This window comes from Hoeflea ulvae (assembly GCF_026619435.1).
In the GTDB taxonomy this organism is placed as follows: Bacteria; Pseudomonadota; Alphaproteobacteria; order Rhizobiales; family Rhizobiaceae; genus Hoeflea; species Hoeflea ulvae.
In genome coordinates this window covers 1,551,982-1,566,940 of record NZ_JAOVZQ010000001.1, presented here as the reverse complement: position 1 = coordinate 1,566,940, position 14,959 = coordinate 1,551,982, and the positions used below count along the sequence as shown (strand labels likewise).

Below are 14,959 nucleotides of genomic sequence, written 5' to 3'. Positions count from 1 at the left end.
AGGACGAATCCTCGATATTGCGCCGCGTGACGATGTGCTGCGGGCAGACCTCGGGCTAGATCTTTCCGCGCTGACGCAAGCGGAGCTCGCCCTGACCCCGCTCTTGGCCCGCTGCCTCGGCCGCGGCGGGCTTGAGACTTTGCTTTGGGCCGGGGCCGGACCGGGAGGAAAGCTCGGCACCTGTCTGATCCTGCGTGGCAAGGCGCTGCCGGCCAAGGCCGGAACATTGGCGGCGCAGCTGGAAGCGGCTGCCTGCGGCCCCTTGCCGGACCCGGTAACACTCATGACGCTGCTTGCCGAGGAAATTGCGCTCACCGACGCACGGCCCGCGGGGGCCGGACATATCCTTGCCGATTTGCGGCTGCGCGCCGCCTCCGGTCCGGCGGGGGCGGCAAACGAGATGATGCGCGGATTGTCTACCCAGGACGCCCTGCGGCGGTTTGAGCTGGGAGATCCGGAGCGGCTGCACGCCTCACTGCTTTCCTTGCGCGAAAAGGCGCTTGGGCAGAGCCGGCTGCGACTGGCGGTCAGCGGCGGGCAAGAGATCGACTGGGACGGTTTGCTGACACGCATTGGCCGCCCCGACGGCGCTGAGCTGCCGCCACCACTTGCACACCCCGCTGTTCGCGAAGCGATCCCCGTGGCCCTTCCTGTCAACACCGTCGGCCAGTCATTACAGCTGGACCCGGCTCTGCCGCTGGCACTGGCGGCGCATGCGCTTGAAACCGGCTGGCTCTGGGACAGTCTGCGGGTTGCCGGCGGCGCCTATGGGGTGCGCGCCTGGCACGACCCGGTCACGGGCATGCTGACCCAGATCTCGGCGCGCGATCCGCAATTGCTGCAAACGCTCGACAGGATGGCGGAAGCGCCGGCCTGGATCGCCCGCAGCTTGCGCGGGGATGCACTGGAGCGCTACCGCGTCGGCGCGGTGGCACGGCTTGACCGGCCCATGACTGCGGGCGCCGAAATGCTGGCGCTGTTTCAGCGGCATCTGACGGGCATGACAGAGGATTTCCGTATGGCGGACCTGGAGAGCATTTTGAGCTCCAGCGATGCCGATGTGGCGCGGCTGGCCGAGGCGATGGCTGCGGCCCAGTCCGGATCAGGCGTGGTGGTGTTGGGGTCTGCTGCGACCTTGCAGGCAGCACTCCAGACCAGACCGGACGCCTTCAAGGTCACGCCTCAGGCGGTCAGGTCCGAAACCGCCTGACGCAGGGCGGCGAAGACCTGCTCGTGCCCGACGGAATGGCCTGCGGCCTCGACCATCCGGATTTCTGAATCCGGCCAGAGCGCTGCCAGCCGATGTGACATCACAGGTGGACAGAGCAGATCCAGCCTTGCTTGCACCAGAATGCCGGGGATACCCGCGAGACTTGCCGCGCTTTGCAAGAGCGAATCGGGCGGCAGGAAGCAGTCATTGAGGAAGTAATGCGCTTCGAGGAACGGGCTGGCCGGCAGATGATCCGTGTCGGGACCCGGCTGAGCCGGATGCAATTCCGACAAGGCCCGTTCCGCCCGATAGAATGCGCGGACCGTGGCGGTATGCACCGCCGGATCGGGATCGAGAATCCGCTGCCAGATGGCGGTCAGCGGCGCGCGGCGTTCGTCTTCGGTCAGCGGTGCGTAGAGCGCCTGATGAAGCGCGGGATGAAACGCTGCAAGGGCCGTATCGAGCGCCCAGACAAGCTCGGCCCTGGTTCCCAGAAACACCGCCCGCAGCCCCAGCCCGGTCACCCGGGACGGGTGCGCCTGCGCATAGGCAAGGCCCAGCGTCGCCCCCCAGGATCCGCCGACAACCAGCCAGCGCTCGATCTTGAGATACTGGCGCACGCGTTCGATATCTTCGATCAGATGCTGTGTCGTATTGGCATGGCGGGCGCGGGCGGGCAGGCTTCGCCCGGCGCCACGCTGATCGATGAAGATCACCCGGCATCGCGCGGCATCAAACAGCCCACGGGCCGAGGGCGCGCAGCCGCTGCCCGGTCCGCCATGCAAAAACACCACCGGCACCCCGTCCGGATTGCCCCAGGGCGCAACCCAGATCGCGTGACCGTCGCCGACGTCCAGATGGAAGCCGTCACTGGTCATTCGACTTCTTCGAGCCCGCCGGAGAAATTGCGGTACACGAACCGGTTCTGATCGCCGAGAGATTCGGCTTCGGCGAGCGCAAAGATATCGGCGTGCAGCGGCGACTTGGCGCAAGCCGGGTCGGTGTTTCCGGCATTGCCGGTCAGCGCATAGGCCTGGCAGCGGCAACCGCCGAAATCGACTTCCTTGAATTCGCAACTCTTGCACGGATCGGGCATCCATCCGGTGCCGCGATAGGTGTTGAACGCCGGCGAATGCTCCCAGATCCAGGCCAGCGAATGGTCACGAACAGAGTCAAAACGCAGATCGGTGATGGTTTCGGCGGCGTGGCATGGCAGCACCTTGCCGGCGGGCGAGATGTTGAAGAACTGCCGCCCCCAGCCGCCCATGCATTGTTTCGGGCGCAGTGCATAATAATCGGGAATGACGAAATCGATCTCCATTTGACCCTCAAGGCGCGCCCGGGCTTCCTCGACCACGCGCACGCAGTCGTCGACCTGCCCGGGACTGGGCATCAGCGATTGGCGGTTTTTTAGCGCCCAGCCGTAATACTGGACATTGGCAACCTCGATCCTTGCTGCGCCGAGTTCATAGGCCATCTCGATGATGTCTGGCAGCTGGTGCAGGTTTTGCCGGTGCATCACCGCATTGACGGTGAGCGGCAGATCCAGTTCGCGGGTCCATCCGGCCACCGCCAGCTTCTTGGCATGGCCATTGCGGAAGCCGCCAACCCGATCGGCGACACCGGACTCGGCGCCCTGAAAGCTGATCTGCACGTGTTTCAGCCCGGCCTCGGCCAATGCCGCCAGCTTGGCGCGGTCGAGCATGACAGCCGAGGTGATGAGGTTCGAATAGAGTCCGCACTCGGTGGCCTTTGCCACCAGTTGCACCAAATCCTTGCGCACCGTCGGCTCGCCGCCGGAAAAATGGATCTGCAGCACGCCGATCTCGGCCAGCTCCTCGATCACCCGCAGCCAATCCGCGGTGCCGAGCTCGTTGGAAGCACTTTCGAGTTCCAGCGGGTTCGAGCAATAGGGACATTGCAGCGGGCATCGATGGGTCAGTTCGGCCAGAACCGCCAGCGGGATGCCATGGTCATGGCGCTCGGCGTCGCCGGCCTTGTTGATCAGCTGGAAATCGTCGTCGGGTGGATCGCCATCGTCCGGGGGAAGGGAAACCTCAGTCATGTGCGCTCCGATACGGTTGCCATGAAGCCCTTGTCGGCCAGGTCCTGCAACAGCGCGATGCTGTCAGCCAGGATCAGATCGACCGGGGCAGTGTAAGCAGCGGCGAGTTCCGCGGCGATGTCGGCGACACTGCGCTGTCCGTCGACGAGTTGCAGCACAGCGACTGCCGTGTCTTCGGGCACCAGCACCCGCTCGGGCACCAGGATCAGCCAGCGCGCCCGCAGCTTGTCGTGGCGCAGGATCACATGGCGCGGCAGAAACGGCACCGACTGCGCGGTGATGATGGGTCGGACAGGGCGGACGCCGGCATTCATCACGCCGCCTCGGGCCGGAAGGCGCCCGCCGGGATCATGCCGGTGACATAGGCATGGTAAAGCGCGTCCTGCTGGACCCAGAGACAGTCGGTCTTGAAGGTCAGCGCGCCGCACACCGCCTGGCGTTCGGCCGGGGTCCGGGCATGTTCCATGACATAATTTAGCGCGAACTCGGCATCGCGCGGCGCCTGATCCAGACGCCGCTTGAAATAGGTCATCACCGCCGGGCTGATGAAGTCGTAATGCTGCAACATGCCGGCGATCCGCTCTTCATGCAGGTTTGGCGCGAACAGCTCGGTCAGCGACGAAGCAACGGCCTCGAGCGGAGTCTTGTCGCGAACGAAATGCACATAGGCGTCGACCGCGAACCGTGTTGCCGCCAGAATGCCATCCGTCGATTCAACGTAAGCCCGGTCCAGTCCCAGACCGTCGGTCAGTTGCAGCCAGCGTTCGATCCCGCCTTCGCTGTCAAACGAACCGTCATGGTCCTCGATCCGGTGCCGCCATTCGAGCCGTATCTGCCGATCGCGAAACCGGCTCAGCACCACCGCATCCTTGAGCGGGATAGTGCTCTGGTAATAATAGCGGTTCAGCGCCCAGGCCTGAACCTGGCCCTTGTTCAGCTTGCCGCCGTGCAACAGCTTGTGAAACGGGTGCAGCGAATGATAGCGGGTGGCGCCGATCCAGCGCAGCCGGCGCTCCAGCGCCTCGGGGCTGTCCAGGGGTTCGTTCGGCTCGGTCGGGATGGCGGTTTGAGCGGTCACGTCGCGAACTCCTGGCCCAATTCGGGCATGATCCAACCGGCGGCCTCGACCGCCTGCCGCTCGGGTGAACCCGGCAGCAGCGCCGGGTTGGAATTGTTGATGTGAACAAAGACCTTGCGGTCAATCGCCAGCGGCTCGAGCAAGGCAATGGTCCCGTCGGGACCCGACATCGACAGATGCCCCATGCTTTGCCCGGTCTTTTGCGCCAGCCCCGCCTCGATCATCTCGTCGTCACGCCACAACGTGCCGTCGAAAAACACCAGCGCCGAACCGCGCAGCCGCTTAGCCAGATCGGGCGTCACCCCTGCGCAGGCTGTCAGAACATGCACTTCCGGGCCGCCGGTGCGGGCCCGCAGCGTCAGCCCGACGGTGTCGCCGGGTGTGTAGCGCGGAATGCTGGCGTCCCGTTCGAGATACCAGGCCACCTTGCCCGGAACCTCGAAAGCCGTCACCTCGAGCCCCGAGCCGGTCCCGTCCGGCAAGACGGGCTCAAAAGGCTCGTCCAGCGGCATTGGCAGCCGCTTGACCCGCTCGGGGTTGAGAACATTGAAGATCGGGTTGGCAGCGAGAATGTCCAGCACCCGGGCATTGGCGTGGATGGCAAAGGGCGAGCCTTCGCGCATCGACAGCAATCCCGCCACCGCATCGACCTCGCCATTGGTCAGGATCACCCCAGCAATCGGAGTGTGGCGGACATGTCCGACTGATGGCGCCAATTGCTGTGTCGCAAGCACTTGCTGACGCAAGTCCGGCGAGGCATTGATCAGGAACCAGTGGCGTCCGTCATCGGCCGAGACGGCCAGCGAAACCTGTCCGCTGTGCATGTCCGGTGCATCACGCGCGACCCGGCAGGTCACGCAGTTGCAGTTCCACTGAGGTATTCCGCCGCCTGCTGCGGACCCCAAAACTATGATGCGCAGCATCGTGTCCGGCCTCCCGCAGCAGGCAACAGATCACTTCTGCTTTGCGCAGGCGTACATGTTGATTTCCATGCCAACCTGAACTTCGGCAACTTTCGGTGTTTTCCAAGCCATTGCATTTTCCTCCGGATATAGTCCGCCCGTTTGGGACGGATCTGGTCTGCAGGAGTAATCCTGCCTGATCAGCTAATCAGGATGACGAAGGCGCGACAATCTATAGCTGCCATAACCCGCGCCTATGTCCGCCGGTGGCCGGTGACTGCGGCGACGAAGGGCGGTATCGGCTCGCATGCCGGCAATTCGATCCGGCTGCCAGCACTTTCAAGCTGGTCGATCAACTGCGCATAGGGCTCCTGGCGACGGTATTGCGAAGGGTAGATCGCTGCCACCCGCCGCGCTTCAAGCCCGGTGTGATAGACCCGCAGCCCCTTGCTGCCGCCGTTTCCGGCAACTGACAGGGCCGGGGCGACACAGACCCCGAGCCGGTGCCGGACCATTTCGATCGCGAGCTCGAAACTGCGGGCGCGGGCGGTGACGCGGTTGTTTGGCAACACGGCATCATACCAGTCCTGGATCAGCCGCGTGTGCTGGGTCCCGTAGACGAATTGCACGGTGCTGTTGAGCAGGTGCAGGTTTCCCGGCGACAGTTCACGGACCGGATCGCCGACATCGCCGAGGTCGATCTCGTCAGGCACGATGAGCACATAGGGGTCCTCATGGATGGTGGTCTGCTGGAAGCCGGCGCTCAGTTCCATCGCCGCCGCTGCTGCCAGAATGCCGAGATTGACGCGCCTGGCATAGAGAAGATCGAGCGCTTCGCCCGGCGAGCCCTCATGCAGGTCGAAGTCCAGATTGGGCAGGCTGCGCCCGATCGCCAGCAGCGCCGGCGGAACGATGGTGCGCATTGCAGACGTGGCGCCGGCGATGCGCACCGTGTGGCGCGGTGCGCCGCTGCCCTGGGCGACTTCGTCTTCCAGTTCCTGCAGGCTGCGCAGCACATGCTCGGCCTTGGGCAACAAGGTGATGCCCAGTTCGGTCAGGTGCATGGCGTTGGACCGGCGCTCAAACAGCGGATAGCCGACGCTTGCCTCGAGACTGCTCAACTGCTGTGACAGGGACGGCTGGGTGACCCCGAGCATCTTGGCCGCCTTGGTCATCGAGCCGACATGCGCCACCGCCCAAAAGATCTGCAGCCGGCGCGGCGAAATCTCGCCGCCAAGCCGCGGCATATCGTTCATGCCGTCGTGCGGGGTCGGGCCGGCGGGATCGGCAGACACGAGGGAGATGGATTTTCCGGCGCCTGCCATGCTGCTCGACTCGCTCTGTCCAAGGGTTCTCGCAGCGGCGCTGCCATTGACACAGGCCAATGTAGCACACGGTTTTTTGGCCGCACTACCGACCTTGGTCAGCCCTGAGAGCCGTGCGGTGCAGGAGCGCTAGCCTTTGGAGAGCCGCAGAACAGGACATTACCTTGCCGAAGAGGGGGCCGCGTGACCACAGCCCCCAGGCCGGCTCAGAGCCCGCCGATGCAGGTGTATTTTGTGTCGAGATAATCGTCGATGCCTTGCCAGCTGCCTTCCTTGCCCAGGCCGGATTCCTTCAGCCCGCCAAAGGGCGCCTCGGGGCTGACGATCAGCACTTCATTGATGCCGATCAGGCCATATTCGAGCTGGTCCTGCAGGCGGAACATCCGCGCCAGGTCCTGGGTATAGGCGTAGGCCGCAAGGCCATAGTCGGTGTCATTGGCAGCGGCGATTGCTTCGTCTTCGCTCTCGAAACGATAGACAGGCGCAACCGGCCCGAAGATTTCCTCGCGGGTGAAACGCATGTCGCTGCTTGCATCCGACAGCACCGTCGGGGCGTAAAACAGACCGCCGCGGGCGTGACGGTCGCCGCCGGTGACGACCTTCGCACCCTTGGACAGGGCGTCGCCGACGAGCTCCTCCATCTTGGCCAGCGCCGCTTCATCGATCATCGGCCCCTGTTCGGCGCCATCCTCGTTGCCGGGCGCGACGTTGAGCGCGGCAACCCGCTCGGCAAAGCGTTTCGTGAACCGGTCATAGATGCCCGACTGGACGTAGAGCCTGTTGGTGCAGATGCAGGTCTGGCCGGCATTGCGGAATTTCGCGATCAGCGCGCCTTCGACCGCACGGTCGAGATCGGCATCGTCAAAGACGATGAACGGCGCATTGCCGCCCAGTTCCATCGACACGCGTTTGACCGTGCCCGCGGCCTCGCGCAGGATCTGCTTGCCGATTTCGGTCGAGCCGGTAAAGGTGATCTTGCGGACCAGCTTGTTGCCGGTGATTTCGCCGCCGATCTCGCGCGCCGAACCGGTGAGCACATTGACCACGCCGGAGGGGAAACCGGCGAGTTCGGCCAGATGTCCCCAGGCAAGGCCTGACAACGGGGTGGCACTGGCCGGCTTGACCACCACGGTGCATCCGGCAGCGAGCGCCGGGCCGATTTTCCGCGCCAGCATGGAAGACGGGAAATTCCACGGCGTGATCGCGGCCACGACACCGACCGGATGGCGTGTGGTCATCAGCTTGCGGCCTCGCACCGGCGCTGGAATGACGGAGCCATCGGTGCGCCGGGCCTCTTCGGCAAACCAGAGCACATAGGCCGCCGAGGAGCCGACCTCGGCGCGTGATTCCGCCAGCGGCTTGCCCTGCTCCGCCGTCAGCAGCGACGCCAGGCCTTCGAGATTGTCGAGGATCAGCTGGTGCAGACGGCGCAGCAGTGCAACACGCTCGTTGAGCGGCAGGGCGGCATAGGCCGGAAAAGCGGCATGGGCCGCTTCAATGGCGCGGCGTGTTTCCCCGGCGCCGCAATTGGGCACCGTTGCAATCACCGAACCATCGGCCGGATTGGTGACATCAATGGTTCGTCCCGAGTCAGCGGAAACCCAGCTTCCGGCGATGAGGTTTTCCTGGCGGACAAGGCTTGCGTGCGACATGTTGCATTCCATTTCGTGGTTCTGGAGGCCGTGCCGGCCAAAGCATTTCAAATGGCCGGATCAGCCGAGGGTTTCCTGCACCGCCTCGCGCAGCGCCTCGACCACGCGGTCAACCTCCTGGCGGGTGATGCACAGCGGCGGCGCGAACCCGATGATGTCGCCCTCCGGCATCGGCCGGGCAATAACGCCGCGCCGTTGCATGGCCGCGGAAATCTTGCCGCTGATGCTCATCGGAGGCTCGAACCATTTGCGCGCGCCGGGATCTTCCATGAACTCGACGGCAGCCATCAGGCCAACGCCACGGACCTCCGCCACATTGGTGTGGCTTCCGACGGCATCCCGCAATTGTGCAAGCAGATAGGGGCCGGTGGTGGATGCGTTTTCCAGCAGGCCGAGTTCATCGACCAGATTGAGCGTGGCAATTCCGGCAGCACAGCTCACCGGATGCGCCGAGTATGTCCATCCATGCGCCAGCGCACCGAAATCATCCGAGCCCTGCATCAACACATCGAACACGCGCTGCGAAATGATCGAACCCGACAGCGGCGCATAGGCGCTGGTCAATCCCTTGGCGACGGTCATGAAATCAGGTTTGAGGCCATAATGGGTCGCACCGAACATGCTGCCGGTGCGGCCGAACCCGGTGACGACTTCATCTGAAATCAGCAGAATGTCGTGGCGGTTGAGCAGCTCCTGCACCCGTTTCCAGTAGCCCTCGGGCGGCGGCAGGATGCCGCCTGTGCCCATCACCGGCTCGCCGATGAAGGCTGCGATGGTTTCGGGTCCCTCCGCCAGGATCAAGGCTTCGAGGTCTGCAATCAGTTTGTCCGTGAACGCCGCCTCGGTCATCGAAGCGTCTTCGCGGCGCAGGTAATGCGGCGTGTCCGCGTGCAGGAACCCGTCCAGCGGCAGGTGAAAGCGGGCATGGTAGGCCTTGAGCCCGGTCATCGACCCCGAAACGATCCCTGACCCGTGATAGGCCCGCCAGCGGCTGATGATCTTCCGCTTTTCCGGCTTGCCGCGCAGGATGTTGTAATGCCAGGCGAGCTTGACATTGGTTTCGTTGGCATCCGAGCCGGACAGGCCGAAATAGACCCGGGCCATGTGATCCGGCGCACGGTCCATGATCATCCGGGCCAGCGTGATGGCCGGCTTGTTGCCGTGACCGGCAAAGGAATGAAAGAAGGAAAGCTCCTGCGCCTGGGCATTCATCGCGTCGGCGATTTCGCTGCGACCATAGCCGACATTGACGCAGTAGAGCGCGGCAAAGGCATCAAGGAAGCGGTTGCCGTCCCGGTCTTCGACAAAGACGCCCTTGCCGCCGGTGATGATCCGGCCCGGCACGTCGCCGCGGGCGTGGTTGGCGGTGTGCGTCGTGGGATGCAGCAGGCAATCGCGATCCCAGGCGGCAAGTTCATCATTGATCGGGTTGACCAGGTTCATATCAGGCTCTCCAGCCTCGTGTTGCTGATAAATTCGGGAACAGACGCCTGGTTCGGCAACGCCAGAACGAAGGCGACCATGCCTGCGACCGTTTCGGGCGTCAGGCGGTCAGCCTTGGGCGTGGCCGACGGGGCATTGGCGATCAGGTCGGTGTCGATCGCGCCAGGACACATGGCGGTGGCGCGCAAGCCCTCGTCCCAGCCGGCAAAGCGCACGGCCTGGGTCATGGCCAGAAGCGCGTGCTTGGTCATGGAATAGCCAACCGAGGTGCCGCCCCTGAACCGCTTGGCATCCGTCGAGGCGATGTTGACCACCCGCCCCTGCCCGGTTGTCCTGAGATGCGGCAATGCCGCCCGGATCAACCGGAACGGCGCCTTGACATTGACCGACCAGAGATCATCGAGATCGTCCTCGCTGCCCTGATCAAAATCGACCATGCGCAGGATGCCGGCATTGTTGACCAGGGCATCGATCCGGCCGAAATGCTCGATCGTCTGATCGACCCAGCTCTGCGCCGTGGCCTTGTCCGTGGCATCGAAGCGGCAGCAAAGCACCCGCCCCGGCGCCTTGGCATCGTATTCATCCTGGGTTGCGCCCGTGTCACGCATCCCTAGCGACAGCGACCAGCCATCGGCAAGCAGGCGCTCCGCAATCGCAGCACCCAGGCCACGGCCGGCGCCTGAAATCATGGCAATGCGCGGGCTCATCAAAACAGTCCCTGGTAGACGCCGCCATCATTGACGATGTTCTGGCCCGACATGAAGCCGGACTGTGCCGAACACAGAAACGCGATCAGATCGCCGCATTCGCTGGGATCAGCGAACCGGCCGGCGGGGCAGGTCGACAGGCGGTTTTCGACAATCGCCTCATAGGTGGTGTTGCCGCGCTTGGCATGACCATGCAGGTTGGTGTGCAGCGCATCGGTGTCGAACAGGCCTGGACAGACGGTGTTGATCGTCACATTGTCGGGCATCAGTTCGCGCGACATTGCCGCAACGGCGCCCGAAAGCGCCAGACGCGCCGCATGGCTGTGCGCAAATCCCACCTGGGGAAACTTGATGAAGCTCACCGACATATTGACGATGCGGCCGAACTTGCGCGCCTGCATGCCCGGAGCCACCGCGGTGATCATCTCCAGAGACGACATGAAATGCGTCTCCATCCAGTAGCGCCAGTCATCTCCGGTGATCTTGGCATAGGGGGTCGGAACCTGCCGCACGCCGGGATTGTTGACCAGGATATCGACCTCGCCGGCGGCTTCCAGGATCGCGGTGCGACCCTCCGGAGTGTTGAAATCGGCAGCAACCGCCGTTACCTCGACGCCGAATTCCGATCTGATGTCCGCCGCAGCCTTTTCCAGCGCCTCGGCCGAACGCGCATTCATCGTCAGTGCGACACCTTCACGGGCAAGCGAACGCGCTGCGGCAAGTCCAAGTCCCCGGCTCGCGGCCGATACGATGGCCTTGCGGCCCTTCAATCCTAAATCCATGTCTATCTCCCTTGATCAGGCTGGTTCCGAAACAGGTGAAAGCAGCGCTTCCAGCCCACTGGTCAGACCGACCAGTGGCTCGCCTGTCAATGGCAGCAGTGGTGGCCGCGGCACGCCGCCGCCTGGCAGTTCGAGAATGTTCATCGCGGCCTTGGTCGCCGGGTACAGCGTGCGACCGCCGGTGGTGAACAGATCGGTGAGTTCCATCCCGGTCCGCTGCAACGCCCAGGCCTCGTCCATTCGGCCTGCCTTGGTTGCGTGCCAAAGGTCGTGACATCCCCTGGCCCAGACATTGGGGAAACAATCGATCAGGCCATCTGCGCCCGCGAGCGTTGCGGGAACGCCATAGACCGACGACGGGCCGCAAAACACAAGCAACTTGTCGATCACGGCATTGAGGGTGGCATGGAAATTCCGCCAGCTTCCCGAACTCTCCTTGATGCCGACAACCATCTCGAGATCCGCGAGCCGGCTGGCAATGTCGGGAGTGATGGCGTTGCCTGCATTTCCCGGAATGTTGTAGAGCAGGATCGGCAGGCTCGCCTTGTCGTTCACCGCCTCGAAATGAGCAATGATCTCGGCATCGCTGAGATGGGCGAAAAAGGGCGGCATCACCAGAACGCCATCGGCGCCGGTTTCCCCGGCGGCATCGATCTGGTCGATGACATCTTCAGGGCGAATGGCTCCGGTGCCGATGATTGCCGGCCCCTTGCCCTTGCAGGCCTCGACTGTCAGCCGGGCCACCCGGGAACGTTCGGCCATGCTCATGGCCCAGAATTCCCCGGTGCAGCCGGACGCCACCATGCCGGTGGCGCCGTTTTCAAACAGGCGATCGATATTGGCGACAAATGCCTGTTCGTCGATTGAGAGATCGTCTCGGAACGGCGTGGTAATTGCAGGCATCGGCCCGAACCAATTGACGGATGAACGGTTCAACTTGGATCTCCTGAGAATAGAGCATTATTGGAATGGGGCGCGGTCATGGGTGCATCTTGCCCAGCGGCGCATTGAGTCGTCGGCCGGTGGGGCCCGCAGCAAAGACATGCGCGGCATCCGCCATGATCGAGAGCTGGATCGACTCGCCGGTCCGCCATTCGATGCTGGCCGGAACACGGCCGGTCAGACGCAGACCGCCGTTGATTTCGACCACCACGATGTTTTCGTGTCCGGTCTTCTCTATCAGCCGGACCACGGCCGGGATCGGTCCCTCGCCGAGAACGAGATGTTCCGGACGCACGCCGATACAGGCAGCTCCGCCCTGGGCATCGTCCACCAATGGTCCGACCGGAATCGAAATTTCTCCCGACCGGAATTCCCACCGGCCACCTCCTTGGGAAAGGTCGCCGTCTATGAGGTTCATCGAGGGCATGCCGATAAAGCCGGCAACGAAGCGGTTGGCCGGTTCGCGATAAACCTCTTGCGGCGGGGCAAATTGCTGAAGCGTCTTGTCGTACATGACCGCGATCCGGTCCGACATGGTCATTGCCTCGAGCTGGTCATGGGTCACATAGACCATGGTGCGGCCGAGCCGCTGATGCAGTTCGACCAGCTCGGCCCGCATGATTCCGCGGAGCTTTGCATCGAGATTGGACAATGGCTCATCGAGCAGAAACACTTTCGGATCCCGCACCAGCGCGCGGCCGAGCGCGACCCGCTGTTGCTGTCCGCCTGACAATTGCTTCGGCTTGCGCGACAGGAGCGGGGTCAGTTGCAGCATTTCGGCGACGCGGGCAATCATCGCGCCCTGTTCGGCGCGCGGAACGCCCCGCTTCTTGAGCGGATAGGCGATGTTCTTCTCGACCGTCATATGCGGGTAAAGCGCATAGCTCTGAAACACCATGGCGATGTCGCGCTTGCCCGGCGGCAGATCATTGACCACGCGGTCGCCGATGCTGATCTCACCCGAACTGGGAAATTCCAGCCCTGCAAGCATGCGCAGTGTCGTGGTCTTGCCGCAGCCTGACGGACCAAGCAGAGAGACGAATTCGCCCTCGTTAATGGAGAGGTTGAGCCCCTCGACGGCGATAAAATCACCGAAGGTCTTGTGCACATTGTTGAAAACTACGTCAGCCATGATCAACCCTTGACCCCGCCGGCGCCGAAGCCGCGGGTTAGATAACTTTGCAGGAAGGCGAAAACGATGATCAGCGGAACACTCATCATCACCGAGGCCGCCATCAGCAGCGACCATTCGACATTGAATGACGAGATCAGCATGTTCATCACGCCGGTTGTGAGCGGCCGGGTGTTGTCGGAATTCACCAGCACCAGCGCATAGAGATATTCGTTCCAGGAGAGGATGAAGGTAAACAGCGCCGTCGAGATGATGCCCGGCAGAAGCTGCGGCAGGATGACATCACGGAAGGCGCCCATGCGCGACGCGCCATCCACCAGCGCTGCCGATTCCAGGTCCTCGGGAATCCCGGCCATGAACGACCGCAACAGCCACAGCGCATAAGGGAGCGCGAAGGTGGTGTAGGCGATCACCAGGCTCAGGATGGTGTTGGACAGGCCGAGACCGACGAGCATCAGGTAAAGCGGAATGATCAGCACGACCGACGGCAGCAGATAGGTAAACAGCACCAGGAATGCCAGGCTCTCCCGGCCCCAGTATTTGAAGCGCACGATCGAATAGGCGCCCAGTGTCGCGATCGAGACCACCACGACCGTGGTCGCGACCGACAGGACAACCGAATTCTGGAAATAGGTCAGAAAGTTGGTTTCGACCAGAAGCTGCCAATAGTGCTCGAAAGTCAGCGTTTCGGGCAGGATGGTCGGCGGACGGCGGAACAGTTCCGACTGGGGCTTGAGCGAGGTCACCACCATCCAGAACAGGGGAAAGGCAACAGCCAGAACGATGGTCCAGGCCATCAGGTTGAAGAGAACGCGACGGATCATGCCTCTTTCTCCCGTGTCTTGCGAATATAGACGATCATGAACACCAGCATCACAGCCATCATCGTGACCGCATAGGCTGCCGCCATGCCCATGTGATTGAGCGAGAAGGCTTCCTTGTAGACCAGCAGGGGCAGCGTCTGGGTGGAGGTCACCGGACCGCCGCCGGTCAGCAGGAAGATCAGGTCGAATTCCTTGAAGTCCCAGATCGCGCGCAGCATGATGATGACCACAAGCACATCGCGCAGTTGCGGAAGCGTGATGTCGAAGAAGCGGGCGACAGGGCCGGCGCCATCGATCCGGGCGGCTTCATAAAGCGCATCGGGAATGGTCTGCAGCCGCGCCAGGACGGCGATCACCACAAAGGGAAAATACTTCCAGGCGCCGACGAGGATGACCGAGATCATCGCATTGGGCATCGAGCCAAGATAATCGATCGGCATGTCGATCAGCCCGGCAGCCATCATCAGGTGGTTGAGAATGCCGTAGAGATCGTTGAACAGCCAGCGCCAGACGAGCACGGCAACCACGGTCGAGACAAAATAGGGAAACAGGATCAGGCTGCGCGCAAGGCTTCGAAACCAGATGTTCTGGTGAAGCACCAGCGCCATGCCGATCCCGAACAGGATCTGCAACGAGAGCGTGCCGACGGTCCAGATGATGTTGTTGCGCAGCGACGTCCAGAACTCGCCCTTGCCGAGAAGCTCGCGGTAATTGTCGAGGCCTACCCATTCGCCCTGCAGCGTCGGCGTATAAATGTCGAACAAGCTCAGGTAGATGGCTGAAACCAACGGATAGACGATGACCGCGCAGAACACCAGGACGGTGGGCGCAATCAACATCATGCCGAGAGTGGCGTATTGCCGCTCCAGCTTTGCTTTCTGGTTTTTGATCATGGTT

The 14,959-nt window shown here is 63.0% G+C and carries 16 protein-coding genes; 1 reads left to right on the top strand and 15 read right to left on the bottom strand.

The window, feature by feature from the left end:
• Window positions 1-34 precede the first annotated feature (34 nt).
• A complete protein-coding gene (locus OEG82_RS07285; RefSeq protein ID WP_267611767.1) occupies window positions 35-1,210 on the top strand; it encodes an insulinase family protein in 1,176 nt (391 codons plus the stop codon).
• Here OEG82_RS07285 and OEG82_RS07280 read toward each other — a convergent pair.
• The 15 genes from OEG82_RS07280 to OEG82_RS07210 all read right to left on the bottom strand — a co-directional run bounded on the left by OEG82_RS07280 (window position 1,183) and on the right by OEG82_RS07210 (window position 14,955).
• Window positions 1,183-2,088, bottom strand: a complete 906-nt coding sequence (locus OEG82_RS07280; protein WP_267611766.1) for an alpha/beta fold hydrolase — start codon at window positions 2,086-2,088, stop codon at window positions 1,183-1,185. The two genes, OEG82_RS07285 and OEG82_RS07280, sit on opposite strands and share 28 nt — an antisense overlap.
• Entirely contained in the window at window positions 2,085-3,275 is a 1,191-nt protein-coding gene (gene pqqE, locus OEG82_RS07275; protein WP_267611765.1) for a pyrroloquinoline quinone biosynthesis protein PqqE, read from the bottom strand. The genes OEG82_RS07280 and pqqE overlap by 4 nt, the downstream gene beginning before the upstream one ends.
• A complete protein-coding gene (pqqD, locus tag OEG82_RS07270) occupies window positions 3,272-3,589 on the bottom strand; it encodes a pyrroloquinoline quinone biosynthesis peptide chaperone PqqD (RefSeq protein ID WP_267611764.1) in 318 nt (105 codons plus the stop codon). The genes pqqE and pqqD overlap by 4 nt, the downstream gene beginning before the upstream one ends.
• Window positions 3,589-4,353 carry a pyrroloquinoline-quinone synthase PqqC gene (gene pqqC / locus OEG82_RS07265; RefSeq protein WP_425497558.1) on the bottom strand — a complete coding sequence of 255 codons (765 nt, stop codon included), beginning with the start codon at window positions 4,351-4,353 and terminating at the stop codon, window positions 3,589-3,591. Before pqqC ends, pqqD begins: the two co-directional genes overlap by 1 nt.
• Complete coding sequence (gene pqqB / locus OEG82_RS07260) at window positions 4,350-5,276, bottom strand: pyrroloquinoline quinone biosynthesis protein PqqB (RefSeq protein ID WP_267611763.1); 927 nt, start codon at window positions 5,274-5,276, stop codon at window positions 4,350-4,352. Before pqqB ends, pqqC begins: the two co-directional genes overlap by 4 nt.
• Window positions 5,277-5,306: 30 nt before the next feature.
• Window positions 5,307-5,387 (bottom strand): pyrroloquinoline quinone precursor peptide PqqA, encoded by an 81-nt coding sequence (gene pqqA, locus OEG82_RS07255; RefSeq protein WP_267614890.1) that lies wholly within the window; start codon window positions 5,385-5,387, stop codon window positions 5,307-5,309.
• Window positions 5,388-5,509: 122 nt separating this feature from the next.
• Window positions 5,510-6,511: a LysR family transcriptional regulator gene (locus OEG82_RS07250; protein WP_267611762.1), complete on the bottom strand. Its 1,002-nt coding sequence runs from the start codon at window positions 6,509-6,511 to the stop codon at window positions 5,510-5,512.
• Window positions 6,512-6,786: 275 nt separating this feature from the next.
• Complete coding sequence (locus OEG82_RS07245; RefSeq protein ID WP_267611761.1) at window positions 6,787-8,232, bottom strand: NAD-dependent succinate-semialdehyde dehydrogenase; 1,446 nt, start codon at window positions 8,230-8,232, stop codon at window positions 6,787-6,789.
• A gap of 60 nt (window positions 8,233-8,292) precedes the next feature.
• Window positions 8,293-9,675, bottom strand: a complete 1,383-nt coding sequence (locus OEG82_RS07240) for an aminotransferase (protein WP_267611760.1) — start codon at window positions 9,673-9,675, stop codon at window positions 8,293-8,295.
• A complete protein-coding gene (locus OEG82_RS07235; RefSeq protein WP_267611759.1) occupies window positions 9,672-10,382 on the bottom strand; it encodes an SDR family oxidoreductase in 711 nt (236 codons plus the stop codon). The genes OEG82_RS07240 and OEG82_RS07235 overlap by 4 nt, the downstream gene beginning before the upstream one ends.
• Complete coding sequence (locus tag OEG82_RS07230; RefSeq protein WP_267611758.1) at window positions 10,382-11,164, bottom strand: SDR family oxidoreductase; 783 nt, start codon at window positions 11,162-11,164, stop codon at window positions 10,382-10,384. Before OEG82_RS07230 ends, OEG82_RS07235 begins: the two co-directional genes overlap by 1 nt.
• Window positions 11,165-11,179: 15 nt before the next feature.
• The gene (locus tag OEG82_RS07225) at window positions 11,180-12,100 is read right to left on the bottom strand and encodes a dihydrodipicolinate synthase family protein (protein WP_267611757.1); all 921 of its coding nucleotides are present in this window, start codon (window positions 12,098-12,100) and stop codon (window positions 11,180-11,182) included.
• A 43-nt stretch (window positions 12,101-12,143) separates the two neighbouring features.
• A complete protein-coding gene (locus tag OEG82_RS07220; protein ID WP_267611756.1) occupies window positions 12,144-13,238 on the bottom strand; it encodes an ABC transporter ATP-binding protein in 1,095 nt (364 codons plus the stop codon).
• 2 nt (window positions 13,239-13,240) lie between these two features.
• On the bottom strand, window positions 13,241-14,062 hold the full coding sequence (locus OEG82_RS07215) for a carbohydrate ABC transporter permease (RefSeq protein ID WP_267611755.1): 822 nt from the start codon (window positions 14,060-14,062) through the stop codon (window positions 13,241-13,243).
• A complete protein-coding gene (locus OEG82_RS07210) occupies window positions 14,059-14,955 on the bottom strand; it encodes a carbohydrate ABC transporter permease (protein ID WP_267611754.1) in 897 nt (298 codons plus the stop codon). The genes OEG82_RS07215 and OEG82_RS07210 overlap by 4 nt, the downstream gene beginning before the upstream one ends.
• Window positions 14,956-14,959 lie beyond the last annotated feature (4 nt).

Coding starts and splice junctions, on each gene's coding strand:
- OEG82_RS07280 (WP_267611766.1), bottom strand. CDS start 2,088: ATGACCAGTGACGGCTTCCATCTGGACGTCGGCGACGGTCACGCGATC.
- pqqE (WP_267611765.1), bottom strand. CDS start 3,275: ATGACTGAGGTTTCCCTTCCCCCGGACGATGGCGATCCACCCGACGAC.
- pqqD (WP_267611764.1), bottom strand. CDS start 3,589: ATGAATGCCGGCGTCCGCCCTGTCCGACCCATCATCACCGCGCAGTCG.
- pqqB (WP_267611763.1), bottom strand. CDS start 5,276: ATGCTGCGCATCATAGTTTTGGGGTCCGCAGCAGGCGGCGGAATACCT.
- pqqA (WP_267614890.1), bottom strand. CDS start 5,387: ATGGCTTGGAAAACACCGAAAGTTGCCGAAGTTCAGGTTGGCATGGAA.
- OEG82_RS07250 (WP_267611762.1), bottom strand. CDS start 6,511: ATGAACGATATGCCGCGGCTTGGCGGCGAGATTTCGCCGCGCCGGCTG.
- OEG82_RS07245 (WP_267611761.1), bottom strand. CDS start 8,232: ATGTCGCACGCAAGCCTTGTCCGCCAGGAAAACCTCATCGCCGGAAGC.
- OEG82_RS07240 (WP_267611760.1), bottom strand. CDS start 9,675: ATGAACCTGGTCAACCCGATCAATGATGAACTTGCCGCCTGGGATCGC.
- OEG82_RS07235 (WP_267611759.1), bottom strand. CDS start 10,382: ATGAGCCCGCGCATTGCCATGATTTCAGGCGCCGGCCGTGGCCTGGGT.
- OEG82_RS07230 (WP_267611758.1), bottom strand. CDS start 11,164: ATGGATTTAGGATTGAAGGGCCGCAAGGCCATCGTATCGGCCGCGAGC.
- OEG82_RS07220 (WP_267611756.1), bottom strand. CDS start 13,238: ATGGCTGACGTAGTTTTCAACAATGTGCACAAGACCTTCGGTGATTTT.
- OEG82_RS07215 (WP_267611755.1), bottom strand. CDS start 14,062: ATGATCCGTCGCGTTCTCTTCAACCTGATGGCCTGGACCATCGTTCTG.
- OEG82_RS07210 (WP_267611754.1), bottom strand. CDS start 14,955: ATGATCAAAAACCAGAAAGCAAAGCTGGAGCGGCAATACGCCACTCTC.